Below are 26416 nucleotides of genomic sequence, written 5' to 3' on the forward strand. Positions count from 1 at the left end.
TTAAGCTCCGGTCTCCTGGCTCACCACTTTTTTGAGCTGCGGTAACCCGCGGGTGATGACCTCACCATACAGCTCATCGGGATCGAGGCGGCGCAGTTCGTCGGCCAGACAGTCACGCAGGCTGCGGCGCTTGAGCGTCAGGTCCTGCAGCGGCTGCCCGGGCTGGCTCAGTGTGGCGATATCAGGAACCTCTCGTTCGAGTGAAATCGCTCCCGATGCTCGCACCAGGTGGACGCCGTGCAAACCATTAGCCAAGGGGCCGGTGGTCAGCTTGCACTCCACGGGCACCTGCAGCTGCATCTGGAGCCAGGCGGCGAGCAGCGTGGTCGAAGGGGACGCCGCGGCGCCAATGACCTGAATACCGATGATGGGCTCGTAGGGCGGCTGATCCAGAACCGCGGCTAGTTGGGCGCGCCAGAGCGTCAGCCGAGTCCAGGCAAAGTCAGTGTCGCCTGGCCGGTAGCTGCCGCAGAGCTGGCGCAGTGCTGCCTGGGGGTCCGGCTGGGCCGAGGCGTCCGTAATGCGCCGATAGGCGATCCGGCCGAGGGGGGAGTCACTGGGAACGGCGGGAGCCGTGCCTGGCCACCAGGCGACAACCGGGGCGTCCGACAACAGCAGACCGGTAACCAGACTTTCCGGGTCGGCCGCTGCCTCGCCATACACGCGCAGAACGATGACCTCGCTCGCACCGGCGTCGCCTCCGACCCGAATTTCGGCATCGACCCGTGCCTTGCCACTGGTCGTATCGTGTTCCTGCGTCGAAACGACGATGACGCGCATCGGGTGTTCCCTCGACGCATCGTTGGCCGCTTCAATGGCCTCTTCCTCTTGTCCGAGATTTGACGCGATAATCAGAGTCAGCACTCGCCCGAGGGCGACGGCGCCACCCTCTTCACGAATTCGCACGAGCGCCTTCGAGATTTTCGCGGTCGTGGTGTTGGGCAGATCGACGATCATGGTCGCCTCCAGGTTCGGCCGTCGCGGGCCAGCAGTTCGTCAGCGGATGTGGGTCCCCAGGTTCCGGGGCGGTAGGGCTCTGGCTGTCCTTGCGTAGCCCAGTACTCTTCGATCGGGTCGAGAATTTTCCAGGATAATTCGACCTCTTCATGGCGGGGGAACAACGGCGGGTCACCAAGCAGTACGTCGAGGATGAGCCGCTCGTACGCTTCCGGGCTCGCCTCGGTGAACGCGTGCCCGTAACCGAAGTCCATAGTCACGTCGCGAACCTGCATGACGACACCCGGAACTTTCGAGCCAAAACGGATGGTGACGCCCTCATCGGGCTGCACCCGAATGACCAGGGCGTTGTGGCCCAGTTCGGCGGTCTGGCCTGGTGCGAACAGGTACTGCGGCGCTCGTTTGAAGACCACGGCAATTTCCGTTACGCGACGACCCAGGCGCTTACCGGCCCGCAGGTAGAACGGAACGCCGGCCCAGCGTCGGGTGTCGATTGTCAACCGCATGGCAGCGTAGGTTTCGGTGACGGAATCCGGGTCCATGCCGTCTTCGTCCAGGAAGCCGACGACCTTTTCTCCGCCCTGCCAGCCACCGGCATACTGCCCGCGGGCGGTGCCGAGGCCGAGGTCGGCGGGGAGTCGAACCGAGGCGAGTACCTTTTCCTTTTCGGCGCGCAGGTCGGCGGCGTCGAAGGAGATTGGTTCTTCCATGGCCGTGAGCGCGAGAAGCTGCAGCAGATGGTTCTGGATGACGTCGCGGGCGGCGCCGATGCCGTCATAATAGCCGGCCCGACCTCCCACGCCGATGTCTTCAGCCATGGTGATTTGAACGTGTTCGACGTGATTGGCGTTCCACAGCGGCTCGAACATCTCGTTGGCGAAACGCAGCGCGAGAATATTCTGCACGGTCTCTTTGCCGAGGTAGTGGTCGATCCGAAAAACCGAGTCCGGAGGAAAGACCGACTCGACGACATCATTGAGCTGCCGTGCCGTCGTCAGGTCACTGCCGAACGGCTTTTCGATGACGACGCGACGCCATTGCCCATTCTTCTGCTCGGCCAGGCCGGATCGGCGCAGCTGCTCTGTCACTTGCGGGAAAGCTTTCGGCGGAATGGCCAGATAGAACGCGTGGTTGCCCATCGTGCCGCGCTCACGGTCCAACTCGTCGATGGTTTGGCTGAGACGCGCAAATGCCTCGTCGTCGTCAAAAGTTCCAGAGACGAAACGGATGCCTTCGGCCAGCTGCGCCCAAACATCCTCGTGGAACTCTGTGCGGGCATGTTCCTTAACGGCATCATGCACGACTTCCATGAAGTCTTCGTTGTCCCAGTCTCGGCGGGCAAACCCGACGAGGGCGAATCCAGGTGGCAGCAAGCCGCGATTGGCGAGGTCATAGACCGCGGGCATGAGTTTCTTGCGCGCGAGGTCACCGGTGACGCCGAAGATAACGAGGCTGGATGGCCCGGCGATACGGTTCAGACGATAGTCGGATGGTGACCTGAGCGGATTAAACTCCGGGGTAATTTCCACCGGGGACATGCAGCTCCTTTTACGGTTTAGTGCAGGAAAGTTGAGAATGCAAACAGGGGATGCTGCAAAGAGAATAGTGCGTTGGCCTGATTGGTTCCTCGTCGGGCGTTGCTCGCGAAGAACCAATCAGGCGTTCGGTTTGTTGGTTTTACTAGGCCAAAGCCCGGAATAATGTGGAGATATTTTGCTTGGGCTGCGTCAGGGTCAACGTCAACACCGGGCGCCCGTGGTCGGCGAGCACGCTCGCATCACCGCTGGCCTGCGCCTGAATGAGTTCACCGAAGGTGAAGGGACGCTCCGGAATTTCGAGATCCTCCGCCGGCGTGGCCAGGATTTGCAGGTAAACGGCCGTTGCCGGTCCGCCCTTGTGGAACTGCCCGGTGGAGTGCAGAAAGCGCGGTCCCCAGCCGAACGTGACCGGACGCTTCGAGAGTGTGGCCAGTTTGTTGCGAATTTCGGCCAGTTCCGGCAGGGCCAGTCGGTCTACGTAGGCCTGGACAGCAACATAGCCGTCGGGGCCGAGTTCTTCGAGAAGCGCGTCGATTGCCGAGGCGAGGTCGCTCGCCGCACCGATAACGTGCGGCGTACCACGCACTTCGATACCGTCCGCGATGAAGGCGGCCGGTATCGGCGCGGGGCGAACGTCGAGCAACCCTCGCGTAGCGATCTTGGCGGACTCCACGTCCGGCTGGTCGAACGGGTTGATACCGAGCAAACGGCCCGCTACGACAGTCGCGTATTCCCAGACTAGAAACTGAGCTCCGAGGGTTCCGCTGACGCGAATCTCGTCGCCGGTTTCAACGAAAAGGTCGGTGCCGGCGTCGGCCACAACCCGAACGAGTTGCAGGTCCGGCAGAGCCTCGGTCAGCTCGGGAGCATCGAGAGCGAGAACGACGGGCAAAATGCCGGTGCCGAGCTTGCCGGTAGATTCAGCGATCAGTTGTTCGACCCAATCGGCAAAGCCCACAATGTGGGTGCCGTCTGAGACGATGGCGAGCTTGTCCCGACGAGGGCTGGCAGCGGCGATGGCCGCTCCGAGCACGAGGCCCGGATTCTCGGGCGAGTCAACGGCCAATGCCAGCGAGATGGATTCGGCCTCGTCGAGGAGCGCACCAATGTCAACACCGGCCAGTCCCGACGGAACGAGACCAAACGCGGTCAGCGCCGAGTAGCGTCCGCCGACAGTGGGGTCGGCGTTGAACACGCGGTAGCCAGCTTCCCGAGCGGATGCCTCGAGCGGTGACCCCGGGTCGGTCACGACGATAATGCGTTCGGCCGGGTCGATTCCGATATCCCGGTACGCACGTTCAAACACGCGGCGCTGGCTGTCGGTTTCAACCGTTGAGCCGCTCTTGGACGAGACGACGAGCGCGGTTCCGGCCAGATTGTCGTTCAATGCGGACAACACTTGACCCGGGTCGGTCGCGTCGAGCACAGTGAGGTCCACTCCAGCGGTGCGGGTGATGACCTCGGGAGCGAGCGATGATCCGCCCATTCCGGCGAGGGCGATCTGGGTGACACCACGGGCGTGGAGGGCAGCCCGCAGCTCGACAATCTCAGCCACGAGTGGGCGGGACACTGCGGCAGACTCCGTCCAGCCCAGACGCAGCGCGGCCTCAGCTTCGACGGCAGGGCCCCACAGTGCGGGGTCCTGGGCAGTGATGCCCGACGCGACCAGGTCTGTGATCAGGGTCGGTACGGTGGCGCGCACAGCATCAGCTGCGGCACCACTCACCGAGATTCGAAAGCTCACTGGGCGACCGAGGGAGTCGAGGCGGCCGTGAGGGCCGTCTGTACGGTATCGAGCAGTTCGTTCCACGACACCTCGAACTTCGACAGGCCTTCCTCCTCGAGCTGGCGGGTGACGTCGTCGTATGAGACACCCTGCGCGGCCAGCGCGTCGAGCACCGCGTTTGCGGCGGCGTACGAGCCGGTAACCGAGTCAGCCGGAATGACTCCGTGGTCGGCCGTGGCCTGCATGGTCTTTTCCGGCATCGTGTTGACGACTTCGGGGGCGACTAGCTCGGTGACGTACAGGGTGTCGGGAAGGCTGGCATCCTTGACACCGGTCGACGCCCAGAGCGGACGTTGCTTGGTGGCTCCGGCCTTGATCAGGCCGAGGGCGCGCTCACTACTGAACGCCTGCTCGTAAACCTGGTAGGCAAGCTGGGCATTGGCGACGCCGGCTTTGCTCTTCAGCGCGAGGGCTTCGGGGGTGCCGATAGCTTCAAGGCGAGCGTTGATCTCGGAGTCGACGCGCGAGACGAAGAACGAGGCAACGGAGTGAATAGTAGAAAGATCGATGCCGGCAGCTTTGGCATGCTCGAGACCGGCCAGGTAGGCGTTGATCACCTGACGGTGGCGCTCGAGGCTGAAGATCAGGGTGACATTGACGCTGATGCCGAGGGCGATCGTCGCCGTAATGGCTTCCAGGCCTTCGAGCGTCGCCGGAATCTTGATCATCGCGTTGGGGCGGTTGACCTTGGCCCATAGCTTCTGGGCTTCGGCGACCGTGCCGGCTGCGTCGCGGGCGAGGCTCGGCTCAACCTCGATCGAGACGCGTCCATCCTGGCCGTTGGTCGAGTCGTAGACCGGGCGAAAGATATCGCAGGCAGCGGCAACGTCGTCCGTGGTGATGGCGAAAACGGAGTCGATGACGTTCGTGCCGGCGGCGGCCAGCGTCGCGACCTGGTCGGAATACGCCTCGCCCTTGGCCAGGGCGCCGGCGAAGATCGTCGGGTTTGTCGTGACGCCGACGACGTTGCTGTTCTTGATCAGGTCTTGGAGCCCGCCGGAGTTGATGCGTTCGCGGGAGAGGTCGTCGAGCCAGATACTGACGCCGGCTGTGGACAGCTGGGCGAGGGGTGTCGGATTTGTCATAGTTGAAATCTCCTGGTCGTGCTGCCGTCAGGCAGCTGGGTCGTGCAGTGTGTGGAGAGGTTGACGATGTGCGGTGCTGACCCCGTAGTAGGGGGCAACATCAGGCTGCGCTAATTGATTCCTTGGCAGCGGCAACCACGGCTTCGGTGGTGATTCCGAATTCGCGGAACAGCGTCTGGTAGTCAGCGGATGCCCCGAAATGTTCGATCGAGATGCTGCGACCCGCGTCGCCGACGTAACCGCGCCAGGTCAGCGCGAGCCCGGCCTCGACCGATACCCTGGCGGTGATGGCTGCGGGCAGCACCGACTCGCGATATTCGCTGCTCTGCTCCTCGAACCATTCCAGGCAGGGGGCGCTGACCACGCGGGCGTTGATGCCTTCGAGGGCCAGCTGGGCGCGGGCGTCAATGGCGAGCTGCACCTCGGACCCGGTTCCGATCAGGATGACGTCCGGAGTTCCGCCGGCCGCTTCGGCCAGCACGTAGGCGCCGCGGGCGACATTCTTCGCCGAGGCGAAGATTTCAGCGGATGCTGCGCCTTCGCCGCGCTCGTACACCGGAATGTTCTGGCGGGTGAGGGCGATGCCGGCCGGACCGCCCCGGCGTTCCAAAATGGTCTTCCAGGCCCACGCGGTTTCGTTGGCATCGCCGGGACGCACCACGTCAAGCCCGGGGATGGCACGCAGGGTGGCGAGCTGTTCGATCGGCTGGTGGGTGGGGCCGTCTTCGCCCAGTGCGACGGAGTCGTGGGTCCAGACGAAGATTGACGGCGCTTTCATGAGCGCCGCGAGACGCACAGCGGGGCGCATGTAGTCGCTGAAGATGAGGAACGTCCCGCCGAACGGACGCGTGTTGCCGTGCAGCACGATTCCGTTGAGAATAGCGGCCATGGCGTGTTCGCGAATGCCGAAGTGCAGCACCCGGCCATACGAGTTGCCGGTCCATTCGCCGGTGGAGTGCTCGCTCGGAATGAACGAGGCTGCGCCGCCGATAGTGGTGTTGTTTGATTCGGCGAGGTCGGCCGAGCCCCCCCAAAGTTCAGGGATGACGCCGCCGAGGGCGGTGAGCACCTTGCCGGAGGCTGCACGGGTCGAGACTGCGGTGCCGCCGGGGAAGACGGGGAGGGCCTCGTCGACGCCGTCGGGCAGGTCGCCGGAAAGCACGCGGTCGAGCAGCACCTTGCGCTCGGGATTGGCGGCGGCCCAGGCATCGAACTGCACGGTCCACTGCGCATGCTGGGTCGCACCGCGTTGCCGGGCCAGCCGGGTGTGAGCGATGACTTCGGGGGCGACCTCGAAGGTCTTCTCCGGATCGAAGCCGAGAACGGTCTTGACGCCGGCGAGTTCTTCGGCGCCGAGGGCGGAGCCGTGGATCTTGCCCGTATTCTGCTTCTTCGGGCTGGGCCAACCGATGATCGTCTTCAAAATGATCAGGCTGGGCTTGCCGGTTTCGTTCTGGGCAGCCTCGATGGCCGCATTCAATTCGGCGACGTCTTCAACGTAGGAGCCGGTCTTCTTCCAGTCCACGGTCTGCACGTGCCAGTCATAGGCGGCATAGCGCGCGGCAACGTCTTCGGTGAAGGCGATATTGGTGTCGTCCTCGATCGAGATCTGATTGCTGTCGTAAATTGCAATCAGGTTGCCGAGCTGCTGGTGGCCAGCGAGAGAGGATGCTTCGCTCGTCAGGCCCTCCTGCAGGTCGCCGTCGCCGGCAATGACGTACACGAAGTGATCGAACGGGCTGGCGCCGGTGGCGGCATCCGGGTCGAACAGGCCACGCTCGAAGCGGGACGCGTAGGCAAAGCCAACAGCGGAGGCAAGTCCCTGGCCGAGCGGGCCTGTGGTGATTTCGACGCCGTCGGTGTGGCCATATTCCGGGTGGCCGGGGGTCTTGGATCCCCAGGTGCGGAGGGCCTTGAGGTCTTCGAGCTCGAGGCCGTAGCCGCCGAGGTAGAGCTGTACGTACTGGGTCAGCGAGCTATGGCCGACCGAGAGAATGAATCGGTCGCGACCGATCCACTCGTTGTCGGACGGATCGCGGCGCATGACTTTTTGAAACAGAAGGTATGCGGCCGGAGCGAGGCTCATTGCCGTACCCGGATGCCCATTCCCAACCTTCTCAACGGCATCGGCCGCCAGAATGCGTGCGGCGTCAACCGCCTGATCGTCAACGGAATTCCATTGGAAAGCTGCCACGTCACGTAACCCTTCATTGAAGCGAAGGCGGGTTGAGCTCAACCCATCCTTTGATAGTTGTGCAAGTGCCGGCAACCGTCTCGCACGGCGGACCCGCGTATTTTGTTACGCGGGACTGCAAGCGAAATATCACCCCCAGCGAGTTGGCCTGCTTTACGCTGCCATCTCCCACCCGGGGGCTCGCCGAACTACTGATTCACTGTGGGGAGCGCATTAAGTATACGCATCGAATGCGCCGGGCGTTCGTTAGGACGTGACCTGTCATTTGCAGCGACGGGCCACCGGGTGACCTAGAATTGGAGGAACTGCCTAGCATTCGAGGATTTATGGACGTCGCACTTCAGACCATCGAGAGAACTCCGCGTACGTTGAAGCGCACCCTCAAGGCTTATGTCTCTCTGACTAAACCGCGAGTAGTCGAGTTGCTCCTGGTGGTCACCGCGCCCACAATGCTTCTTGCCGAGCGGGGAATCCCCAGCCTCTGGCTAATTCTGGCGACGCTCGTGGGCGGGTCGCTCAGCGCCGGATCCGCGGGTGCCTTCAATTGCTACCTCGACCGTGACATCGACCGTCTCATGAAGAGAACGAAAAATCGTCCGCTCGTCACCGGCGAGCTCAGCGACCGAGAAGCCTTGATCTTTGCGTGGGCCTTGGGCGCGGCATCCATTTTATGGCTGGGTCTGCTGACCAACTGGCTGGCGGCGGCGCTGTCGTTCGGCGCGATTCTGCTCTACGTTGTCTTTTACACGATCATTCTCAAGCGTCGTACGCCGCAGAACATCGTTTGGGGCGGTGTGGCTGGTTGTATGCCCGTCCTCATCGGCTGGGCGGCCGTGACCGGCGAGCTGTCCTGGCCGCCGGTTATTCTGTTCATGATCATCTTCCTGTGGACACCGCCGCATTACTGGCCGCTGTCAATGAAGTACCGCAGTGACTACCTGGCCGCTGGCGTTCCAATGCTCGCTGTCGTGCGTGGTCGCGCCCAGGTGGGCCTACAGGTCATTCTGTATGCGTGGGCTACCGTCGCCTGCTCGCTTCTGCTCATTCCGATCGCCGACATGGGCGTGCTGTACACCTGTATCGCTCTTGTCACAGGCGGCTGGTTCATCTACGAGACACACCGACTGTACAGCCTTGCAATCCGGCACGAGCACGTGTCACCGATGCGCGTCTTCCATGGCTCGATCGCCTACCTGACACTGCTGTTCGTGGCTGTTGGAGTGGATCCGCTCCTGCCGTTCTAAGCGCTGTACGCTGCCGCGGTCGAGGCTAAACCCGACGGGATAGCCGGTTGTCTATCTTCGCAACGTCGGCCGAGTGGATGACAACCGTCACGACTCGTCCGGCCAGGGCCAGGCTCGTGGCAGTGAAGTCGGAGGCCGTCACCGTGATGGCTGGCAGGGCAGTGTCATCGACGATCAGGCTCGACCGGTGGGCAAGCGCGAGTTCAATTTCGGACTGCTGTTGAGTGTGTCGGTCAGCCCACAATTGCGACCCGAAGTCATGGGGGTTTTTGGCGTAGTTCATCACGATGTACTGCAGATGTTGGTTCAAGGCATCCCGAATCGGGTCGCCGCCGCGATTGGTGGAGCCGGGCACGTCTGTGAAGACGAATCCGCGCAGTTCGGCGATACCCACCGGACCGGCCGGAGAATCCTCGAACCAGAAATTCCCGGTGGGGTCCGCGAGCCAATAATGCGCCTGCGCTTCCAGCGTATGGCCGTGGTTGCCGTACCAGCTCCAACCGCGTTCCTGAAGACGGGGTTGATTCACGAAACCGAACACCGGCGGACCGAACAGGGCGAGGCGCGCGCCGTCGTCTGGCGGTTTCGACCTGGCTCCCGGTGCGAGATGCATGTCTGGAGAGTACACCGGCGACCACCGCCGGGGGAGAGCCACGCGGTAATTTTTCAGCCGTCGTGTACCGTCCCGCCTTTGATTGGCAACCTCATCAAAGATTGCGGCATTCGGCGAAGATCGCAGGTTATCCGCGGCGGCTGCTGAGCTCGCTCGTGCCGATGACTTTGGTATCGTCCGGCGTGATTCCGGTCGGGGCCTTGAGGTTCAGCACGAGCGCCGTCATCGCTGCGGCGAGTACGCAGGCCAGCACCATGTGTAAGCCGACCAGCACGGGGGGCAGCCCCAGATTGGCCTGGAGCAGGCCCACCAAAATTTGCACGAGCTCGATCACGAGCAGGGCGACGACGAATCTCCGCACGGGGAGCTTGCCACCAACGGACGCTGCGAGCAGCACGATCGTCAAAACCAGCGTCGCATAGCCCGGCCAGGCGTGCAGGTGTTCCAGCAATTCAGCGTTGAAGCCCGTGCGTCCCGCGTCGGCATCACCCGAATGCGGTCCGGAGGCGGTGGTCAACACGCCCATTATCACCGTCAACGCCACGACGAAGCTGGTGGCGTGGGCCAGCCCGGCGAAGCCGACCGGAACGACCAGGGTACGCGGTCCCGGTGCAAGATAGACCCGGTGCACGAGCACGGTCGCCAGGCAGACCATGATGAGCGACACCGTGAAGTGGAAGCCAACGATAAATGGGTTGAGACCGGTCCACACGGTGACGCCGCCGACGAGTGCCTGCGCGAGAACGCCACCGACGAGAATCACGGCAAGGACAAACAGGTCCTTGCGTTCCCTGCGCAGACGCCAGAGCAAAACGACGGCCGCGATCGCAATGATTCCGATCAGCCCGGTCATCAAACGGTTGGCAAACTCAATGACACCGTGGAGGCCCATCTCCTCCGTCGGCACGAGCGAACCGACGACGCAGTTCGGCCAGGTCGGGCAGCCGAGCCCGGAGCCAGTGAGGCGCACGGCGCCGCCGGTGCCGACAATCACTATCTCGGACAACAGTGACAGCCAGGCGACGACCCGAATACGTGCGCCGATAGCGCTGGGTAACCTTTGGTAGATGGAATTCACCGGTTCTGCTCCCACTGTCTTACTCATGATCGCGTGCATTCTGATTGTGCCCTGTGCGAATGTGAATCAACCGGCAAGCACGCGTATCCTGCCGATCAACCTGTAGAATTGGGATTTCCATGGAGATCTCTCTTACGGTCATAGTGACTGCACGAGGTCGACCGGAACCAAACAGTGGCCGAACGGGCACTGGCGGCTCGGGTTCGATTTGGCTCTATGAACATTCTAGGTACGCAACGTAGCTGTCCACGCAACCCGTTCCCCGTGGTCTCCACTGAGATCGCCCGGGAATCACCGGACTAATATCCGGGTTGTGCTGGGTAGAGAAGAGGTAATTATGTCGGATGTCCTGCTCGACCGTCCCGACCTTGAGGGGATTGGCACCTACGAATTCGGGTGGGCCGATTCAGACAAGGCCGGCGCTTCCGCGCGCCGTGGCATTTCTCCTGAGGTTGTCACAGACATCTCGAACCTGAAATCCGAGCCGGACTGGATGCTCCAGCGACGGCTGAAAGCCCTGCAGTTGTTTGAACGCAAGCCCATGCCCACGTGGGGCGCCGATCTTTCTGAGATCGATTTCGACAACATCAAGTACTTCGTGCGGTCTACGGAGAAGCAGGCCCAAACCTGGGAAGACCTGCCCGACGACATCAAGAACACCTACGAGAAGCTCGGCATCCCCGAAGCGGAGCGCCAGCGCCTCGTCTCCGGTGTGGCAGCCCAATACGAGTCCGAAGTGGTCTATCACCAGATCAATGAAGAACTTGCAGCCCAGGGCGTCATCTTCATGGACACCGACACGGCGCTCAAGGAGCACCCGGAGTTCTTCGAGGAGTACTTCGGCACCATCATTCCCTCCGGCGACAACAAGTTCGCCGCGCTCAACACGGCTGTCTGGTCAGGCGGATCGTTCGTCTACGTTCCGCCCGGCGTGCACGTGGAGATTCCCCTTCAGGCCTACTTCCGCATCAACACGGAAAACATGGGCCAGTTCGAGCGCACGCTGATCATCGCCGACGAGGGCAGCTACGTGCACTACATCGAGGGCTGCACGGCCCCGATTTACAAGTCGGATTCGTTGCACTCCGCCGTCGTTGAGATCGTTGTGAAGAAGAACGCTCGCGTTCGCTATACAACCATCCAGAACTGGTCGAACAACGTCTACAACCTCGTCACCAAGCGGGCCACGGCCGGCGAAGGCGCCACGATGGAGTGGATCGACGGCAACATCGGTTCCAAGGTCACCATGAAGTACCCGTCCATCTACCTGATGGGCGAGCACGCCAAGGGCGAGACCCTGTCCGTGGCCTTTGCCGGCCCCGGTCAGCACCAGGACGCCGGTGCCAAGATGATCCACATGGCGCCGTACACGCAGTCGTCGATCGTCTCCAAGTCCATCGCTCGCGGTGGCGGGCGCAGCGGGTATCGGGGTGAGGTTCGAGTGGATGCCTCGGCACACCACTCCGCCAATACGGTGCGCTGTGACGCACTGCTGGTTGATACCCAGTCACGTTCGGACACCTACCCGTCCATCGATATCCGGGTGGACGACGTTCAGCTCGGCCACGAGGCCACCGTCTCCCGCGTGAGCGAGGAGCAATTGTTCTACCTGATGAGCCGTGGTATGCCCGAAGACGAGGCCATGGCCATGATTGTCCGCGGATTCATCGAACCGATCGCACGGGAGCTCCCGATGGAGTACGCCCTCGAACTCAACAAGCTCATTGAAATGGGCATGGAAGGATCCGTCGGCTAAATGTCCGCCGCTTCAGCGCTTTCGAAGAGCGCTTCAAAAACTGTGCCCGCACCATCCACACCCGCTGCCGAGTCGGTTCTGCCGGCCGGCCAGCACGGAATCAAAGAACACTCCGACGGGCGTTTCGGCTACGTGCCGGTGCAAACCCGCTCGGATCGCTTCAAGAGCGTCAACGTCGCCGACTTCGAGGCCGTCACCGGCCGCGAAGCCGTGTGGAAGCACTCGCCCGTCGCGAAATTCACCGACCTCACGGCCGGTGTCCTCGACGGCTCTCGCTATGAAATCGGGTCGACCCCGTCAGCGGATATTTCCGTTGAGTGGGTGCCCAGAACGGATGCCCGTATCGGGACCGCTGGTCTGCCGGAAGAACGCGCAGCAGCCAATGCCTGGTCGGCGTTCGACGACGCCCTCGCCATCACGGTGAGTGGCGAAGAAGCCAAGGAAATCACGGTCACCCGGTCGACCCTCGGCAGCTCCGCCCGCGGTGCCCACACGATCATCGAAGCCAAGCCGTTCAGTCAAGCCACGGTCATTCTGCAGAACACGGGCGACGCCCGGCTCACCGAAAACTTGGAGATCATTCTCGGTGAGTCCGCGAACCTCACCGTTGTCTCATTGCAGGAATGGGACGACTCCGCGGTGCACCTGGCCAACCATTTCGCATCCGTCGGCCGTGACGCCCGCCTCAAGCACGTCGTTGTCTCGCTCGGCGGCAGTATCGTGCGGGTCAACCCGTCGGTGCGTCTGGCCGGACCCGGCTCCGACACGCTTCTCCTCGGACTCTACTTCGCGGATGCCGGCCAACACCTGGAACAGCAGGTGTACGTCTTCCACGACGCACCGAAGAGCCGCAGCCGCGTGAACTACAAGGGAGCGCTGCAGGGCCAGGATGCCCGCACGGTTTGGATTGGCGATGTGCTGATCGGCAACAAGGCCGCAGGCACCGACAGCTACGAACAGAACCGCAACCTCGTTCTCACGGAGGGTACGCGCGCCGATTCCATCCCCAACCTGGAGATTGAGACCGGCGACATCGTGGGGGCTGGTCACGCCAGCGCCACTGGACGCTTCGATGACGAGCAACTGTTCTACCTTCAGGCTCGCGGCGTCACCGAAGAAGAAGCGCGACGACTGGTCGTGCGCGGATTCCTCACCGAGGTCGTGCAGCAGATTGGTTCCCCCGAACTTGAAGCTCGGTTGCAACTTGCAATCGAAGCCGAACTTATTGGAACGGACGACAAGTAAGCATGACCGCAACGAAGATCTGCGCTCTCGATGAGCTCGAAGTAAACCAGGCCGTTAAGGTCGAAATCGACGGGGTCGCCATCGCTCTCGTGCGTGACGCCGCCGGCGACGTGTTCGCCATCGGTGATACCTGCACGCACGGTGATATTTCCCTGTCGGAGGGATTCGTGGAAGGCCAGACTCTCGAGTGCTGGGCCCACGGTTCGATGTTCTCCCTCACCACGGGCAAGCCGCTGTCTCTGCCGGCCTACGACCCGGTCCCGGTTTACAACGTTGAACTCATCGACGGTTTCGTCTTCGTCGATCCGTCCGTCACCGTCGCGGTATAAATCTGCTCCAAGCAGTTCCGCCCCATCAACTCAAAGAATTTAGAAAGGGATAAGACATTCATGTCTGTTCTTGAGATCAAAGACCTGCACGTCAGCGTCGAGACCGACCAGGGCACCAAGCAGATTCTGCGCGGCGTCGACCTCACCATCAATGAAGGCGAAATCCACGCCATCATGGGCCCGAACGGCTCAGGCAAGTCCACCCTCGCCTACACAATCGCCGGTCACCCGAAGTACCACGTCGAGAGCGGCTCCATCCTGCTTGACGGTGCCGAAGTGCTCAAAATGACAGTGGATGCCCGTGCTCGCGCCGGCCTGTTCCTTGCCATGCAGTACCCGGTCGAGATTCCTGGTGTGACCGTCACCAACTTCCTCCGCACCGCGAAGACTGCCATTGAGGGTGAGGCGCCTCCAATCCGTACCTGGATCAAGGACGTGCGCCAGGCCATGACTGACCTGCGCATGGACAAGGCTTTCGCCGAACGCAACGTCAACGAAGGCTTTTCCGGCGGCGAAAAGAAGCGCAACGAGATTCTCCAGCTCGAACTCCTCAAGCCCAAGTTCGCCGTGCTCGACGAGACCGACTCGGGACTCGACGTTGACGCACTCAAGATCGTGTCGGAGGGCGTCAACCGTGCCAAAGCCAACACCGGCCTCGGATTGCTCCTCATCACGCACTACACGCGCATCCTGCGATACATCCACCCGGACTTTGTGCATGTCTTCGTGAATGGCCGTATCGCCGAACAGGGCGGCCCTGAGCTTGCTGACCGCCTCGAGGACGAGGGCTATGATCGCTTTCTCGTCCCGTCGAACGTAGGCTAATCGTATGGTTTCAACACTGAGTCCGGCGCGCTTCGATGAAATCGAAGAGGCCCTTAAAGACGTCATGGACCCCGAGCTCGGCATCAATGTGGTCGACCTCGGACTCATCTACGACCTCGGCTGGGACGATGAGAACAATGCGCTCATCATCCACATGACCCTCACCTCGGCCGGCTGCCCGCTGACCGATGTGCTCGAGGAGCAGACGGCCGAGGCCTTGGATGGCGTCGTCGATCAGTTCCGGATCAACTGGGTCTGGATGCCGCCGTGGGGTCCCGAAAAGATCACAGACGATGGTCGCGACATGATGCGAGCCCTCGGCTTCGCGATGTAACTCCCGCTCGATTTGAAGGCCCCGCCCGTACCAGCAGGCGGGGCCTTTTTAGGTCCCTGCCCGCCAATCGATAGGGGTTAGTAGGTCATTCTACTGAGTAGACTGGTATGCTAATACACATGGATATCGGGGAAAACGGGGCAGTGCGGCGGAGGGTGGCCCAAGCGGCGAGTACACGCGCCGAAATCGTGATGGCGGCGGGAAGGCTGATGCTCGAGCGCGGGTATGTCGGCACTTCGGTGGCGGCGATCGCGGGAGAAGCCGGTGTCGTCGTGCAAACCATCTACAACTCGGTGGGGTCGAAGGCCGAGCTGCTGGCAGCGGTACTCGATAGGGTCGCTGCAGAACCGGGGGCACCGGCACTGCTGTCTGGCGCGACCCGGGAACGCATCGCTGAGGCACGCACGGCAACCGAGGTCATTCGCATTTTGGCCCGATCGAGCGCACTGGTGAACGAGCGCACCTCGGGAATCTTGCGCATCGTCAGCGAAGCGGCCGTGGTCGACCCCGATGTGGGGGAGTTCGAGCAGAAGCGCGACGCGGCGAGGCTTCACGGTTTCGGTGAGGTGGCGGCAGCGCTGCGCGAGAAGCGCGGCCTACGCGGGGGACTGAGCGACCACGAGGCGGCGGCGACAATGTGGGCGCTGGCGCATCCACAGACCTATCGCTCACTCGTTTTGTCGCTCGGCTGGTCGACCGAGGCCTACCTGAACTGGCTGGAAAAGTCGCTCCTGGCTGCCTTGCTGTAGCCATCCGTGTGCCGAGCACAACCTGAAGGCAAATATACTAGTGAGTTGGACCACTTTGGCCCACCGCAGATTACATGAACACCACCACACCCGTACACACACCCCGAATGGACTATTGCTGTGCTCAACGTGCAAGATCTCGAAATCCGCGTTGGAGCGCGCGTGCTCATGGAGGGCGTCAACTTCCGCGTCGCGAGCGGCGACAAGATAGGTCTCGTCGGTCGTAACGGAGCCGGCAAGACGACCCTGACGAAGACGCTCGCGGGGGAGACGAACCCGACCAAGGGTTCGATCAGCCATTCCGGTGAAATCGGTTACCTGCCCCAGGATCCGCGCGCCGGAGACCCGACCATGCTCGCCCGCACCCGTATCCTGGACGCGCGCGGCCTCGGTACCATTGCGCTCGGCATGCACGAGTCCAGCCTCGCCATGGCTGACCCTGATCCCAAAATCAGCGCTGCCGCTATGAAAAAGTATGGTCGCCTGACGGATGAGTTCAACGGTTTAGGCGGTTATTCCGCTGAGGCCGAGGCCGCGTCGATCGCCAGCAACCTGAAACTGCCCGACCATATCCTCGACCAGGCCCTCAGCACCCTGTCCGGTGGTCAGCGTCGTCGCATCGAACTGGCGCGCATCCTGTTCTCGGCCGCCGAGATGATGATCCTCGACGAACCCACCAACCACCTCGACGCCGACTCGGTGGCGTGGCTGCGCGAATTCGTCAAGAATTACAAGGGCGGTGTCATCATCATCAGCCACGATATCGAGCTCGTCGGAGAAACAGTCAACCGCGTCTTCTACCTCGATGCGAACCGCATGATGATCGACATCTACAACATGAACTGGAAGAACTACCTACTCCAGCGCACAGCGGATGCCGACCGCCGCAAGAAGGAACGCTCCAACGCGGAGAAGAAAGCCTCAACCCTGCAGTTGCAGGCCGCGAAGTTCGGGGCCAAGGCCAGCAAGGCCGCAGCCGCCCACCAGATGGTGGCCCGCGCTGAGAAGCTCCTCTCCGGGCTCGACGCCGTGCGTGCCGTTGAACGTGTCGCGAAGCTGCGGTTCCCTGAACCAGCACCCTGCGGTCGAACGCCGCTCATGGCCAAGGACCTGTCGAAGAGCTATGGTTCGCTCGAAATCTTCACGGCCGTCGACCTCGCCATCGACCGCGGATCCAAGGTTGTCATTCTCGGCCTCAACGGTGCCGGTAAAACTACGCTGCTGCGCATGCTCGCGGGTGTCGACGAATCCGATACCGGTTCGATCGAACCCGGGCACGGCCTGCGGATCGGTTACTACGCGCAGGAACATGAAACGATCGACGTCAAACGCAGCGTGCTCGAGAACATGGTTTCTTCCTCGCCCAGCATCACCGAGATGGAAGCCCGGCGGGTACTCGGCTCGTTCCTGTTCACCGGCGACGACTCCAACAAGCCGGCCGGTGTGCTTTCCGGCGGCGAGAAGACCCGTCTTGCCCTGGCCATGATCGTCGTCTCCGGCGCCAACGTGCTGCTGCTCGATGAGCCCACTAACAACCTTGACCCGGCCAGCCGCGAGGAAATTTTGGACGCTCTGGCGCACTACGCCGGTGCTGTTGTACTCGTGAGCCACGATGAGGGCGCAGTGCAGGCCCTCAATCCGGAGCGCGTGTTGATCATGCCCGAAGGCACAGAAGACCACTGGAACAAGGATTACCTCGACCTCATCGAGCTGTCCTAACTGATTCTTTGATCCGGCGTACCTCGCCGGATTCGACTCAAAGGAACCCTGCGTGTTGCCGCTCGCGAAATCACTGCGCATCGCGCTGGTGTGCCTGCACACCTCACCGGGTGCGGATCCCGGTGCCGGTGACGCGGGCGGTATGAACGTCGTCGTACGCCATCAAGCGGAAGCTCTTGCAGCCCTGGGGCACTCCGTGAGTATTCTGAGCCGCCGTTCAACGGCGAATCAGCCAAGAGCGATGGAGCTGGCTCCGGGCGTGATCCTGGAGTTTCTTGACGCGGGTCCGGCAACTGCACTGCCGAAGGGCGACCACGAACACTGGATCGAGAAGTTTTCGGCCCAGCTGGCGGCAAGACCGCCGTGGGACATTGTCCACTCGCATCACTGGTTTTCCGGCATGGCCGCTTTGCTGGTAGCGAGGAAATGGGGCGTTCCGCACGTACAAAGCTTCCACAGCATCGCTGCCGACGAATCGACGCCGCTCTCGGCGGGGGAGCGTGCCGAGTCACCGGGACGGATGCTCGGTGAGGCATGGCTGGCACGTGAATCGGATTCACTCGTCGCGATCAGCGCGTCCGAGGCGGCAACGATCACTGGGCGGCTGGGCGGTGCCGTACACCGCACGGCCATTGTGCCGCCCGGTGTCGACAGCAGCATGTTCTCGCCGAGCATGCCGGTTGATCTGGCGGTACAGGGCGACGGCCGCGGTTACGTCCTCGTCGCAGCCCGCCTGCAACCCCTCAAAGGCCTCGACCTGGCCATTGCTGCAGTCGCAGCCGTGCCGGCGGCCATTCGTCCGACGCTCGTGATCGCCGGTGCTGCTTCGGCCGACTACGACGGCTACGTTGACGAGTTGAGGGCGATCGCCGAGCGGGTCGGGCTCACAGATGAGCTTGAGCTGATCGGTCCGCAGTCCAGGGTCAATATGAGCGCCCTGTTTCGGGGTGCCCGGCTCGTGCTGGTGCCGTCTCACTCGGAAACCTACGGGCTCGTTGCCCTCGAAGCTGCCGCGAGCGGTGTGCCCGTCATTGCCGCAGCATCCGGCGGCCTGCGTGAAGCCGTTGCTGACGGGGTGACCGGTCTGGTGCTGGAATCGCGTGAGCCACTCGTGTGGGCCGACGCGATCGCTGACGTACTGACCGATCCGCAGCGGGCGCGGCAACTCTCAGTGGCGGCGCGGGAGCGCGCACTTGGTCTGAAATGGGCCCGGTCGGCTGCGTCGCTGCTCGAGGTCTACCGGGGGCTGCTCGCGTGTGACGCCCCCGGGAGAAAACTCAGTACGCGTTCGCCCGGCCGCACGCAGCACCGAGCGACGTCCCCTGACGTTTCTTTCGATTAGGTCAGTTGGCGTCGAGCAAAGCGTCTTCAATTTCCGCATCGTTACGCGGTTTTGCGGCCCGCTTGCGGGCACGCTCGTCGGCGCGTGCGCGTTCTTCTGGATCTTCGGCGTTCACGCTGCGGTATTCCTCGCGGAGTGCCCAGCCGAGGCCGATGAAGGCGAGCAGGCCGAACACAAACCACTGGAAGGCATACGACAGGTGGGGACCCTCGTCGCGTATCGGTTTGACGACAGCGGTCGGACGTTCCTCGCTGGGCAAGGGGCTTTCCGAGTCCATCAGACCGTACGCACCGGTGTAGGTGGGCTGGTTGAGCCGCTCGGCAATGGACGTGAGGTTAATCGTCGCGACTTGATTGCCGCTCGCCGTGCGGCCGGGCAGGTCGGGTTCGGTGGCTTTGAGCCGGGCTACGACGGTTACGGTTCCGCTTGGCGGTGCCGGGACCGTGTCGGGAGCATCCTGCTCCTGGCCGGTCGGCAACCAGCCGCGATTGACGATGAAAATCGTGCCATTGGAAAGCATTAGCGGGGTCAGAACTTCAAAGCCCGGATTAACGTTGAGGGGGCGGTTCCGCGCGAGCATCTCGTCGTCGACGAGATAGGTACCGGTAAGTTCCACCGGCATCCACTTCTGGGATTCGTCGAAAGCTGTCAGATCGGGAAGCGCTTCGGCGATGGGAACGGGGTTCGCGTCAAAATTGGATTCGATCTTGAACAGCTCGGTAAGTGCTTGATCACGCCGGGCGAGTTGCCAAACGCCGAGTCCGGAACACACCGCCGCGAAGAGAATGGTGAGTGCCAGATACCCGGCCCAGCGTCGGCTGAAAGCGAACTGCCAGCCCGTCATTGCGTATCTCCAACGTGCTCTGGTCCGGTAGACCCAAGCATGCTCACACTCAGGGGAAAATCACGGGCGGCCAGAAACTCACGCAGGTAGTCGACGTGATCGTCGCAGGCCAGCCAGGTTTTGAGGCGGTCGGTCGAGTGGATGCGTGGGTTGCGCCAATCGAGGCGCCAACGTCCTGGATTTCGGCAGTCGGCGCGCGAGCAGGTAGATGTTTGCAGCGGAGCGCCCAGTCCGATCATCGGACCGCGCTCAGCGGCCTCGCGAGCGTTCACTTAGCCTCATCATCGGTGTTGCGGTACGTCGCGACGGTGCCGGGCCGTAACACTTCGGGACCGCGTGGGGTTATCTTTACGTTCGCGACCACGACAGCGAAGTAGGGAAGCGCAATCGCACCGATGGCGCAGATCAGCAGCCACCAGCCCTGCACGAACAGCATGAGCACAATGCAGATGATACGCACTCCCATCGCAATGGAGTACTTGATCATCCGGTTGCGTCGCTCAACCTCCGGGGAGGCGGGGAGCGAGGTGATCGACTGCTGCTTCATGGGTCCATCGGGTTCGTCAGTGGGTCAGCGGGTTGGTCAGCGGGGGGGATAACCCGCCTCAACCAGCCTACGACTGTGTGACCTGATTCCTGCACGCCTTAAACTTGAATCTGCCGGGTATTTTGTAAAACTCGCCTTCGGCAGCCCACAGCTCGGTTCACAACAGAAGAGGAACTTTATGACAACGGCTCGAACAGTGCTCGTCACCGGCGGTAACCGCGGTATCGGTTTTGCCATCGCGGAAGAATTTCTCGCCCAGGGCCACCGCGTCGCTGTGACTTCACGGTCTGGTCACGGACCGGCCGGCAGCCTCACCGTGCGCGCCGACGTGACCGATGCTGCGTCGATCGATGCAGCGTTCACCGAGATTGAGGCGACATACGGTCCGGTTGAGGTCGTCGTTGCGAACGCCGGAATTACCCGTGACACACTGCTCATGCGCATGTCCGATGATGACTTCACCTCGGTGATCGACACGAACCTCAGCGGGGCGTTTCGCGTGGTCAAAAGGGCGAGCAAGGGCATGCTCAAAGCTCGCTACGGACGGATCGTCCTCATATCCAGTGTCGTCGGACTCTATGGCTCCGCAGGCCAGGTGAATTATTCGGCATCGAAGAGCGGGCTGATCGGCCTGGCCCGTTCGATCACACGCGAGCTCGGTGCTCGCGGCATTACCGCCAACGTCGTCGCTCCAGGTTTTATCGAAACCGATATGACCGCTGCTCTTCCCGAAGCACAGCAGGCGGACTACAAGCGCAACATTCCGGCCGGTCGCTTTGCCACTGCGCTAGAAGTTGCTCGTGTCGTCACCTGGCTGTCCGGCGACGATGCCGGGTACATTTCGGGTGCCGTGATTCCCGTCGATGGCGGCTTGGGAATGGGCCACTGAGCAAACAGCGAAGCGGTGCAGCCGTATCAGCCGCGCAAACCCAGCAACGGCAGTACCTGACTGAGATTGCAGCGGTCGATCACGAGGTCGGCCTCACGCTTGACCCGTGGCTTGGCGTTGAACGCGACGGCGAGTCCGGCGGCGTCCATCATGCGCAGGTCGTTGGCGCCGTCCCCGACTGCGATGGTCTGCGACAGGGCGATGCCGTTTTGTGCCGCCCATTCGCGCAGGGCGACCGCTTTCGCCTCGGCGTCAATAATTGGTCCGAAGACCCGCCCGGTCAAACGGCCGGCTTCGACTTCAAGTCGGTTGGCACGCCAATGGTCCACACCGAGGTCGGCCGCGAGGGGGTCGAGCAACTCGTGAAAGCCGCCGGACACCACGGCGACGATGCCCCCTCCGGCATGAATACCGGCAATCAGCTCGTGCACCCCCTCAGTCGGGCGGATGCGCTGGGCCACCTCGGCAAACACGGCGTCGGGCAGTCCCGCCAGGGTTAAAACTCGTTCGCGCAGGCTTTTGGCGAAATCAAGTTCGCCACGCATTGCACGTTCGGTTACGTCGGCTACGAGATTTCGCGAGCCGGCGGCATCCGCCAACAACTCGATCACCTCATCCTGAATCAGGGTCGAGTCGGCATCGAGGACGACCAGAAATCGTGGTGCAGTAGCGGAGATCACGGAGTAACGAGCACGCCCTTGCCGACGACGGTGATGCCGGATTCAGTCACGCTAAAACCGCGCGCGAGGTCGCGATCACGATCGACACCGACCGTGGCACCGGCCTCGACGATGACTTCCTTGTCGAGAATGGCGCGACGCACGATCGCACCGGGTCGAATCTGCACGCGGTCAAACACGATCGAGTCAACGACTTCGCAGGCCGACCCGATCGCAGTCCAGGGTCCGAGAACGCTGCGCTCGATGTGGGCGCCGGAAATAACGCACCCCAGCGACACAATCGAGTCGATCATGGTGCCAAGAGCACCCCGGCCGTCCCGCACGAATTTTGCTGGCGGCGAGTTCAACTGCATGCTGAAAATCGGCCACTCGTGGTTGTACAGGTTGAACACGGGAAGCGCGGAAATAAGGTCCTGGTGGGCCTCGAAGAACGAGTCGATCGTTCCCACGTCGCGCCAGTAGTACCGATCGCGATCGGTTGACCCTGGTACCACATTGCGCTGGAGGTCGTACACACCGGCGTCGCCGCGGGAGACAAAATCGGGAATGATGTCACCGCCCATGTCATGGCTCGAATCGGTACGCTCACCATCGCGCAGTACCGCCTCGATCAGGGCATCGGTGTTGAAGACATAGTTTCCCATCGAAGCGAACACCTCGTGGGGGGCGTCGGCAAGCCCGACGGCGTCCTTGGGCTTCTCACGAAAATCGGAGATCAGGCCAGGCGTGGCGGCATCCACTTCGATGACGCCGAACTGGTCGGCTAGGCCGATGGGCTGGCGAATCGCGGCGACCGTGGCCGACAGGCCAGACGCGATGTGCGCTTCGATCATCTGGCTGAAATCCATGCGGTAAACATGGTCGGCACCGACAACGACAACGATGTCGGGTTTCTCGTCGTGGATGAGATTCAGACTCTGCAGAATCGCGTCGGCCGATCCGCTGAACCAGCGCTTGCCGAGCCGCTGCTGAGCGGGCACGGATGCGATGTACGAGTTAGACAAACCACCGGAGACATGCCAAGTCTGGGAGACGTGGCGGTCGAGACTGTGTGACTTGTACTGGGTCAACACAACGACCTGGGTGAGGCCCGAATTGATCAGGTTGGACAGGGCAAAATCCACCAGGCGGTAATGCCCTCCAAAGGGTACCGCTGGCTTGGCGCGGTCCTCGGTCAGCGGCATCAGCCGTTTTCCCTCACCACCTGCGAGTACGATTCCAAAGATTTTCTTGGCTTTCATGTGTACAGAGTAGGGCCAACCGGGCAGCTCGAGTTGCACGGCGGATGTGCGTCGGGTTCGGCTGCGCTACCTTTGCTCCATGCGAGTGGATCTGATGACCAAGGAATACCCCCCGGAAATCTACGGGGGAGCGGGCGTTCACGTGATGGAACTCGTGCGTGCTCTTCGTGAAGATATTGACGTGTCGGTGCGGTGTTTCGGTGGGCCCCGCACCGATACCGACACCTTTGCCTATGAAGTTCCGGCGCAGCTGGCCGGCGCCAACGCCACCCTGAGTACCCTCGGTGTTGACCTGCAGATGGCCCAGGACGCCGCTGATGCCGACCTGGTGCACTCGCACACCTGGTATGCCAATGCGGCCGGGCACCTCGCGAAGATGCTGCACGGAATCCCGCACGTCGTCACGGCCCACAGTCTCGAACCCCTGCGGCCGTGGAAGGCCGAGCAGCTTGGCGGGGGCTACCGCGTCTCGAGCTGGATCGAGAAAACGGCCTTCGAGGCAGCGGATGCCGTGATCGCCGTCAGCGACGGCATGCGGCGCGATATTCTGCGCAGCTACCCGGTACTTGATGAGAGTCGGGTGCACACGGTGTACAACGGTATTGACCTTGACCGCTGGAAGCCCAGACTCGACGCAGACTTCGTCCGGGAGCTTGGCATCGACCCTGAACGACCATCAGTCGTGTTCGTCGGTCGCATCACCAGGCAAAAGGGTCTGCCGTACCTGTTACGTGCCGCCGCGTTGCTGCCTCCAGAGGTGCAGTTCATACTGTGTGCCGGAGCGCCGGACACTCCAGGAATCCTGGCCGAAGTGACCGCTGGCGTCGAGGCGTTGCAGCGGGAACGGTCGGGGGTCGTCTGGATCAACCGACTCCTCGCCCAACCAGAGCTCGCCGCGGTGCTGACGCACGGCACAGTCTTCGTTTGCCCGTCCATTTACGAACCACTGGGAATCGTCAACCTCGAGGCAATGGCCTGTGGACTGGCAGTTGTCGGTACCGCTACCGGTGGTATCCCCGAGGTCGTCGCCGACGGTCATACCGGGCGGCTGGTGCCGATTGAGCAGCTCACCGACGGCACGGGCACGCCACTGAATCCCGATCAATTCGTCGCTGACCTGGCCCGCATCCTGACAGAGGTGGTGAGCGATCCGGTCCGAGCGGCTGAAATGGGACGTGCTGGCCGCCTGCGCGCCGAGCGCGAGTTCGGCTGGAGCCAAATCGCCACCCGCACTCGGGAGATCTACGCGTCTCTACTTTGACTCACCCCGTTAGGGGTGGCGGTCTCGCTCCGGGGGTGGGCCCGGCGTATTTCTGCGTCGACCCCGCCCGATAACATGGCTGTATGGTCAACGTTTTGCATTTCACCGACGTCTCGGTCGTCCGGGGTGGCACCCCCATCCTCGACTCAGTGAATTGGAGCGTCGACGACGACCAACGGTGGGTCATCCTTGGCCCGAATGGGGCCGGCAAGACCACGTTGTTACAGATTGCCGCAGCTTTCATGCATCCGTCGACCGGTCAGGCCGAGGTACTCGATGAGACCCTTGGCGGTACGGATGTCTTCGAGCTGCGGCCCCGGATCGGGTTCGCCTCGACTGCAATGGCACGCAAGGTCCCCGCCAATGAGAAGGTCCTCGACGTTGTCATGACGGCGGCCTACTCGGTAACCGGCCGGTGGAACGAAGAATACGAAACCATTGATGAACGACGAGCCCAGCGCGTATTGCAGGAATGGAATCTCGATCATCTTGCCGACCGCAAATTCGGCACCCTGAGCGACGGAGAACAGAAACGGGTCCAGATCGCCCGCTCAGTCATGACCGACCCGGAAATTCTTTTACTCGACGAGCCAGCTGCGAGCCTCGACCTCGGCGCCAGGGAAGCGCTGCTGCAGCTTCTTAGCGGCTTCGCCCAGGAACCCAATTCGCCGGCCATCATCATGGTCACTCACCACGTTGAAGAGATTCCACTTGGATTCACCCATGTGCTGCTACTGTCCGGCGGCAAGGTCGTCTCGGCCGGACCAATCGGCACGGCGCTCACCGCGACGGCTCTGAGCGAGACGTTCGGCCTGAACATTGAACTCACCGAGAACGACGGCCGCTTCGGGGCGCGCGCTGTCTAAACGGAACGCTCCAACAGAAGGCTTCAACGCCGAGGAGTTCCCGCCAAAGTAAGTTCTGCTAAAGTAAGGGGCTGGCCATCAGGCCAACCGGCTTGGCGTTGTCTTTTGGGCATACGGCGAGCGGTGCCCAACAATCGAACAGCACTGTGACCAGTTACAAGTCTGTTCACCAGAAGTGCAAAAGGAAATTTTCATGAAGTCTGACATTCATCCCGAGTACGCTGCCGTCGTTTTCCGCGACCTCGCCTCCGGCGCGACCTTCCTGACCCGTTCGACGGTCTCCAGCAAGAAGACCATCGAGTGGGAAGACGGAACCACGTACCCGGTCATCGACGTGGAAATCTCCTCCGAATCGCACCCGTTCTACACGGGCAAACAGCGCATCATGGACTCCGCCGGCCGCGTCGAGAAGTTCAACTCGCGTTACAAGGGGTTCGGCAAATAGCACCAGATATTTGCAGACGTCCAGTTTTAGAAGAAAAGAGCGACCAGCTTCGGCTGGTCGCTCTTTTCTTCTGCCAGCAGGCCCAGTACTGAGGCCAGTCCGGCTATTGCATTACATTAATTTTTCTGGTCAACAAAGACCTGAGCAACAAATACGGAATCAACGCTGGGGCCAGGCAGTGTCAGCCAGAAACTCGGGGTCGCGGCCGCGCCGCATGTACTCCTGAAAGCTTTCGGCCTGCTGGCGATACCAGGTGACCTGCAGCGCGTGCATCTCGTCGAGAGTGGTGGGCAGGGCACCTTCGTGTGCCCGGTGAATTGCTTGGGCGACACGACCGGCGGCGATTGCATCGGCTCCGGCATCGTGTGCTTCCTCCAGGCTGACTCCGTAGAACGCGCTCGTGACCTCCAGGGTGCGTTTGCCTTTTCGATACTTATCGACGGCTTTGTCGATGACGAGCGGATCAACGACCGGGCTGGGGGAGATCAGGGGGGCGATGCCATAGCGCAGGGCTTCACGGTCGAGCAGGGTGAGATCGTAGGGGGCGTTGTAGGCCACGATCGGCAGGCCGTCGCTCAGATGACCACGCAGTGCGCCGACGATCTCGGCCACCGCCTCGGCTGCCGTGCGGCCGTGCTCTACGGCATGCTCTGTCGTGATTCCGTGCACGTTGGTCGCGCCGGCGGGAATGTCGATGCCCGGATCGACCAGCCAGTCGATGCGCTCAACGGCCGTACCGCTCGCGTCGATAACGGCGACAGTGGCCGACACAATGCGGCATGTTTCTACGTCGATGCCGGTAGTTTCAAGGTCGAATACGGCGAGGTGATCGCTCCAAGTGCTCATACC

Annotated in this window: 26 protein-coding genes; 13 read left to right on the forward strand and 13 right to left on the reverse strand. The window is 62.1% G+C overall.

The features are described 5' to 3' along the window. The 5 genes from E3T51_RS07530 to tkt form a co-directional block, all read right to left on the reverse strand. Positions 1–957 carry a glucose-6-phosphate dehydrogenase assembly protein OpcA gene (locus E3T51_RS07530; RefSeq protein ID WP_134529218.1) on the reverse strand — a complete coding sequence of 319 codons (957 nt, stop codon included), beginning with the start codon at positions 955–957 and terminating at the stop codon, positions 1–3. Then, complete coding sequence (gene zwf / locus E3T51_RS07535) at positions 954–2495, reverse strand: glucose-6-phosphate dehydrogenase (RefSeq protein WP_134529220.1); 1542 nt, start codon at positions 2493–2495, stop codon at positions 954–956. Before zwf ends, E3T51_RS07530 begins: the two co-directional genes overlap by 4 nt. Positions 2496–2637: 142 nt before the next feature. Beyond that, positions 2638–4239 carry a glucose-6-phosphate isomerase gene (locus tag E3T51_RS07540; RefSeq protein ID WP_134529222.1) on the reverse strand — a complete coding sequence of 534 codons (1602 nt, stop codon included), beginning with the start codon at positions 4237–4239 and terminating at the stop codon, positions 2638–2640. After that, entirely contained in the window at positions 4236–5366 is a 1131-nt protein-coding gene (gene tal, locus E3T51_RS07545) for a transaldolase (RefSeq protein ID WP_134529224.1), read from the reverse strand. The genes E3T51_RS07540 and tal overlap by 4 nt, the downstream gene beginning before the upstream one ends. A gap of 100 nt (positions 5367–5466) precedes the next feature. Beyond that, positions 5467–7560 (reverse strand): transketolase, encoded by a 2094-nt coding sequence (gene tkt / locus E3T51_RS07550; RefSeq protein WP_134529226.1) that lies wholly within the window; start codon positions 7558–7560, stop codon positions 5467–5469. A 326-nt stretch (positions 7561–7886) separates the two neighbouring features. Here tkt and E3T51_RS07555 point away from each other — a divergent pair, with 326 nt between their 5' ends. Continuing rightward, positions 7887–8804 carry a heme o synthase gene (locus E3T51_RS07555; RefSeq protein ID WP_104192734.1) on the forward strand — a complete coding sequence of 306 codons (918 nt, stop codon included), beginning with the start codon at positions 7887–7889 and terminating at the stop codon, positions 8802–8804. Between the two features lie 25 nt (positions 8805–8829). On the opposite strand, the gene E3T51_RS07560 is transcribed toward E3T51_RS07555, so the two are convergent. Both E3T51_RS07560 and E3T51_RS07565 read right to left on the reverse strand, forming a co-directional pair. Next, a complete protein-coding gene (locus E3T51_RS07560; protein ID WP_134529228.1) occupies positions 8830–9417 on the reverse strand; it encodes a hypothetical protein in 588 nt (195 codons plus the stop codon). Positions 9418–9544: 127 nt separating this feature from the next. Further along, on the reverse strand, positions 9545–10522 hold the full coding sequence (locus E3T51_RS07565) for a COX15/CtaA family protein (protein WP_198417844.1): 978 nt from the start codon (positions 10520–10522) through the stop codon (positions 9545–9547). A 310-nt stretch (positions 10523–10832) separates the two neighbouring features. On the opposite strand from E3T51_RS07565, the gene sufB reads away from it, so the two are divergent. The 8 genes from sufB (at position 10833) to E3T51_RS07605 (ending at position 18794) form a co-directional block, all read left to right on the forward strand. Next, entirely contained in the window at positions 10833–12251 is a 1419-nt protein-coding gene (sufB, locus tag E3T51_RS07570; RefSeq protein ID WP_104129095.1) for a Fe-S cluster assembly protein SufB, read from the forward strand. Next, positions 12252–13496: a Fe-S cluster assembly protein SufD gene (gene sufD, locus E3T51_RS07575; protein WP_134529232.1), complete on the forward strand. Its 1245-nt coding sequence runs from the start codon at positions 12252–12254 to the stop codon at positions 13494–13496. A 2-nt stretch (positions 13497–13498) separates the two neighbouring features. Further along, positions 13499–13825 carry a non-heme iron oxygenase ferredoxin subunit gene (locus tag E3T51_RS07580; protein WP_134529234.1) on the forward strand — a complete coding sequence of 109 codons (327 nt, stop codon included), beginning with the start codon at positions 13499–13501 and terminating at the stop codon, positions 13823–13825. 60 nt (positions 13826–13885) lie between these two features. After that, positions 13886–14650: a Fe-S cluster assembly ATPase SufC gene (sufC, locus tag E3T51_RS07585; RefSeq protein ID WP_104129098.1), complete on the forward strand. Its 765-nt coding sequence runs from the start codon at positions 13886–13888 to the stop codon at positions 14648–14650. 4 nt (positions 14651–14654) lie between these two features. Beyond that, complete coding sequence (locus tag E3T51_RS07590) at positions 14655–14984, forward strand: metal-sulfur cluster assembly factor (protein ID WP_104129099.1); 330 nt, start codon at positions 14655–14657, stop codon at positions 14982–14984. 119 nt (positions 14985–15103) lie between these two features. Then, positions 15104–15733, forward strand: coding sequence for a TetR/AcrR family transcriptional regulator (locus E3T51_RS07595; RefSeq protein ID WP_104192862.1), 630 nt, complete (start codon positions 15104–15106; stop codon positions 15731–15733). 120 nt (positions 15734–15853) lie between these two features. Continuing rightward, positions 15854–17452 (forward strand): ABC-F family ATP-binding cassette domain-containing protein, encoded by a 1599-nt coding sequence (locus E3T51_RS07600; RefSeq protein ID WP_104192730.1) that lies wholly within the window; start codon positions 15854–15856, stop codon positions 17450–17452. A gap of 52 nt (positions 17453–17504) precedes the next feature. Continuing rightward, on the forward strand, positions 17505–18794 hold the full coding sequence (locus E3T51_RS07605) for a glycosyltransferase (protein ID WP_241989213.1): 1290 nt from the start codon (positions 17505–17507) through the stop codon (positions 18792–18794). 1 nt (position 18795) lies between these two features. Here E3T51_RS07605 and E3T51_RS07610 read toward each other — a convergent pair whose 3' ends face one another. Genes E3T51_RS07610 through E3T51_RS07620 form a run of 3 tightly spaced genes read right to left on the reverse strand, consistent with a single transcriptional unit; the run spans position 18796 to position 20185 of the window. Beyond that, positions 18796–19638, reverse strand: a complete 843-nt coding sequence (locus tag E3T51_RS07610; protein WP_134529236.1) for an SURF1 family cytochrome oxidase biogenesis protein — start codon at positions 19636–19638, stop codon at positions 18796–18798. Beyond that, the gene (locus E3T51_RS07615) at positions 19635–19910 is read right to left on the reverse strand and encodes a hypothetical protein (protein WP_369852558.1); all 276 of its coding nucleotides are present in this window, start codon (positions 19908–19910) and stop codon (positions 19635–19637) included. Before E3T51_RS07615 ends, E3T51_RS07610 begins: the two co-directional genes overlap by 4 nt. Continuing rightward, entirely contained in the window at positions 19907–20185 is a 279-nt protein-coding gene (locus E3T51_RS07620) for a DUF3099 domain-containing protein (protein ID WP_104192728.1), read from the reverse strand. The genes E3T51_RS07615 and E3T51_RS07620 overlap by 4 nt, the downstream gene beginning before the upstream one ends. Before the next feature lie 178 nt (positions 20186–20363). Between E3T51_RS07620 and fabG the strand changes: the two genes are divergently transcribed. Then, positions 20364–21074: a 3-oxoacyl-ACP reductase FabG gene (gene fabG, locus E3T51_RS07625; protein ID WP_134529238.1), complete on the forward strand. Its 711-nt coding sequence runs from the start codon at positions 20364–20366 to the stop codon at positions 21072–21074. A 26-nt stretch (positions 21075–21100) separates the two neighbouring features. Here fabG and serB read toward each other — a convergent pair whose 3' ends face one another. Further along, a complete protein-coding gene (gene serB, locus E3T51_RS07630; protein ID WP_134529240.1) occupies positions 21101–21754 on the reverse strand; it encodes a phosphoserine phosphatase SerB in 654 nt (217 codons plus the stop codon). Then, positions 21751–22995 carry a glucose-1-phosphate adenylyltransferase gene (locus E3T51_RS07635; protein WP_134529242.1) on the reverse strand — a complete coding sequence of 415 codons (1245 nt, stop codon included), beginning with the start codon at positions 22993–22995 and terminating at the stop codon, positions 21751–21753. Before E3T51_RS07635 ends, serB begins: the two co-directional genes overlap by 4 nt. A 79-nt stretch (positions 22996–23074) precedes the next feature. Between E3T51_RS07635 and glgA the strand changes: the two genes are divergently transcribed. The 3 genes from glgA (at position 23075) to E3T51_RS07650 (ending at position 25567) form a co-directional block, all read left to right on the forward strand. After that, positions 23075–24256 carry a glycogen synthase gene (gene glgA / locus E3T51_RS07640; RefSeq protein WP_134529244.1) on the forward strand — a complete coding sequence of 394 codons (1182 nt, stop codon included), beginning with the start codon at positions 23075–23077 and terminating at the stop codon, positions 24254–24256. 83 nt (positions 24257–24339) lie between these two features. Continuing rightward, on the forward strand, positions 24340–25122 hold the full coding sequence (locus E3T51_RS07645) for an ABC transporter ATP-binding protein (protein WP_104192723.1): 783 nt from the start codon (positions 24340–24342) through the stop codon (positions 25120–25122). 193 nt (positions 25123–25315) lie between these two features. Continuing rightward, positions 25316–25567 carry a type B 50S ribosomal protein L31 gene (locus tag E3T51_RS07650; protein ID WP_092107894.1) on the forward strand — a complete coding sequence of 84 codons (252 nt, stop codon included), beginning with the start codon at positions 25316–25318 and terminating at the stop codon, positions 25565–25567. Positions 25568–25726: 159 nt separating this feature from the next. Here the strand turns inward: E3T51_RS07650 and E3T51_RS07655 are convergent, their stop codons facing one another. Beyond that, positions 25727–26413, reverse strand: coding sequence for an exonuclease domain-containing protein (locus E3T51_RS07655; RefSeq protein WP_104192722.1), 687 nt, complete (start codon positions 26411–26413; stop codon positions 25727–25729). Between the last annotated feature and the right edge of the window lie 3 nt (positions 26414–26416).

The sequence above is a fragment of the Cryobacterium serini genome, assembly GCF_004404025.1.
GTDB lineage: Bacteria > Actinomycetota > Actinomycetes > Actinomycetales > Microbacteriaceae > Cryobacterium > Cryobacterium serini.

What these genes read in the sequence shown, in the direction of transcription:
- E3T51_RS07530 (WP_134529218.1), bottom strand. Translation starts at nt 957, where the DNA reads ATGATCGTCGATCTGCCCAACACCACGACCGCGAAAATCTCGAAGGCG.
- zwf (WP_134529220.1), bottom strand. Translation starts at nt 2,495, where the DNA reads ATGTCCCCGGTGGAAATTACCCCGGAGTTTAATCCGCTCAGGTCACCA.
- tal (WP_134529224.1), bottom strand. Translation starts at nt 5,366, where the DNA reads ATGACAAATCCGACACCCCTCGCCCAGCTGTCCACAGCCGGCGTCAGT.
- E3T51_RS07555 (WP_104192734.1), top strand. Translation starts at nt 7,887, where the DNA reads ATGGACGTCGCACTTCAGACCATCGAGAGAACTCCGCGTACGTTGAAG.
- E3T51_RS07560 (WP_134529228.1), bottom strand. Translation starts at nt 9,417, where the DNA reads ATGCATCTCGCACCGGGAGCCAGGTCGAAACCGCCAGACGACGGCGCG.
- E3T51_RS07565 (WP_198417844.1), bottom strand. Translation starts at nt 10,522, where the DNA reads ATGAGTAAGACAGTGGGAGCAGAACCGGTGAATTCCATCTACCAAAGG.
- sufB (WP_104129095.1), top strand. Translation starts at nt 10,833, where the DNA reads ATGTCGGATGTCCTGCTCGACCGTCCCGACCTTGAGGGGATTGGCACC.
- sufD (WP_134529232.1), top strand. Translation starts at nt 12,252, where the DNA reads ATGTCCGCCGCTTCAGCGCTTTCGAAGAGCGCTTCAAAAACTGTGCCC.
- E3T51_RS07580 (WP_134529234.1), top strand. Translation starts at nt 13,499, where the DNA reads ATGACCGCAACGAAGATCTGCGCTCTCGATGAGCTCGAAGTAAACCAG.
- sufC (WP_104129098.1), top strand. Translation starts at nt 13,886, where the DNA reads ATGTCTGTTCTTGAGATCAAAGACCTGCACGTCAGCGTCGAGACCGAC.
- E3T51_RS07590 (WP_104129099.1), top strand. Translation starts at nt 14,655, where the DNA reads ATGGTTTCAACACTGAGTCCGGCGCGCTTCGATGAAATCGAAGAGGCC.
- E3T51_RS07595 (WP_104192862.1), top strand. Translation starts at nt 15,104, where the DNA reads ATGGATATCGGGGAAAACGGGGCAGTGCGGCGGAGGGTGGCCCAAGCG.
- E3T51_RS07610 (WP_134529236.1), bottom strand. Translation starts at nt 19,638, where the DNA reads ATGACGGGCTGGCAGTTCGCTTTCAGCCGACGCTGGGCCGGGTATCTG.
- E3T51_RS07620 (WP_104192728.1), bottom strand. Translation starts at nt 20,185, where the DNA reads ATGAAGCAGCAGTCGATCACCTCGCTCCCCGCCTCCCCGGAGGTTGAG.
- fabG (WP_134529238.1), top strand. Translation starts at nt 20,364, where the DNA reads ATGACAACGGCTCGAACAGTGCTCGTCACCGGCGGTAACCGCGGTATC.
- E3T51_RS07635 (WP_134529242.1), bottom strand. Translation starts at nt 22,995, where the DNA reads ATGAAAGCCAAGAAAATCTTTGGAATCGTACTCGCAGGTGGTGAGGGA.
- glgA (WP_134529244.1), top strand. Translation starts at nt 23,075, where the DNA reads ATGCGAGTGGATCTGATGACCAAGGAATACCCCCCGGAAATCTACGGG.
- E3T51_RS07645 (WP_104192723.1), top strand. Translation starts at nt 24,340, where the DNA reads ATGGTCAACGTTTTGCATTTCACCGACGTCTCGGTCGTCCGGGGTGGC.
- E3T51_RS07650 (WP_092107894.1), top strand. Translation starts at nt 25,316, where the DNA reads ATGAAGTCTGACATTCATCCCGAGTACGCTGCCGTCGTTTTCCGCGAC.
- E3T51_RS07655 (WP_104192722.1), bottom strand. Translation starts at nt 26,413, where the DNA reads ATGAGCACTTGGAGCGATCACCTCGCCGTATTCGACCTTGAAACTACC.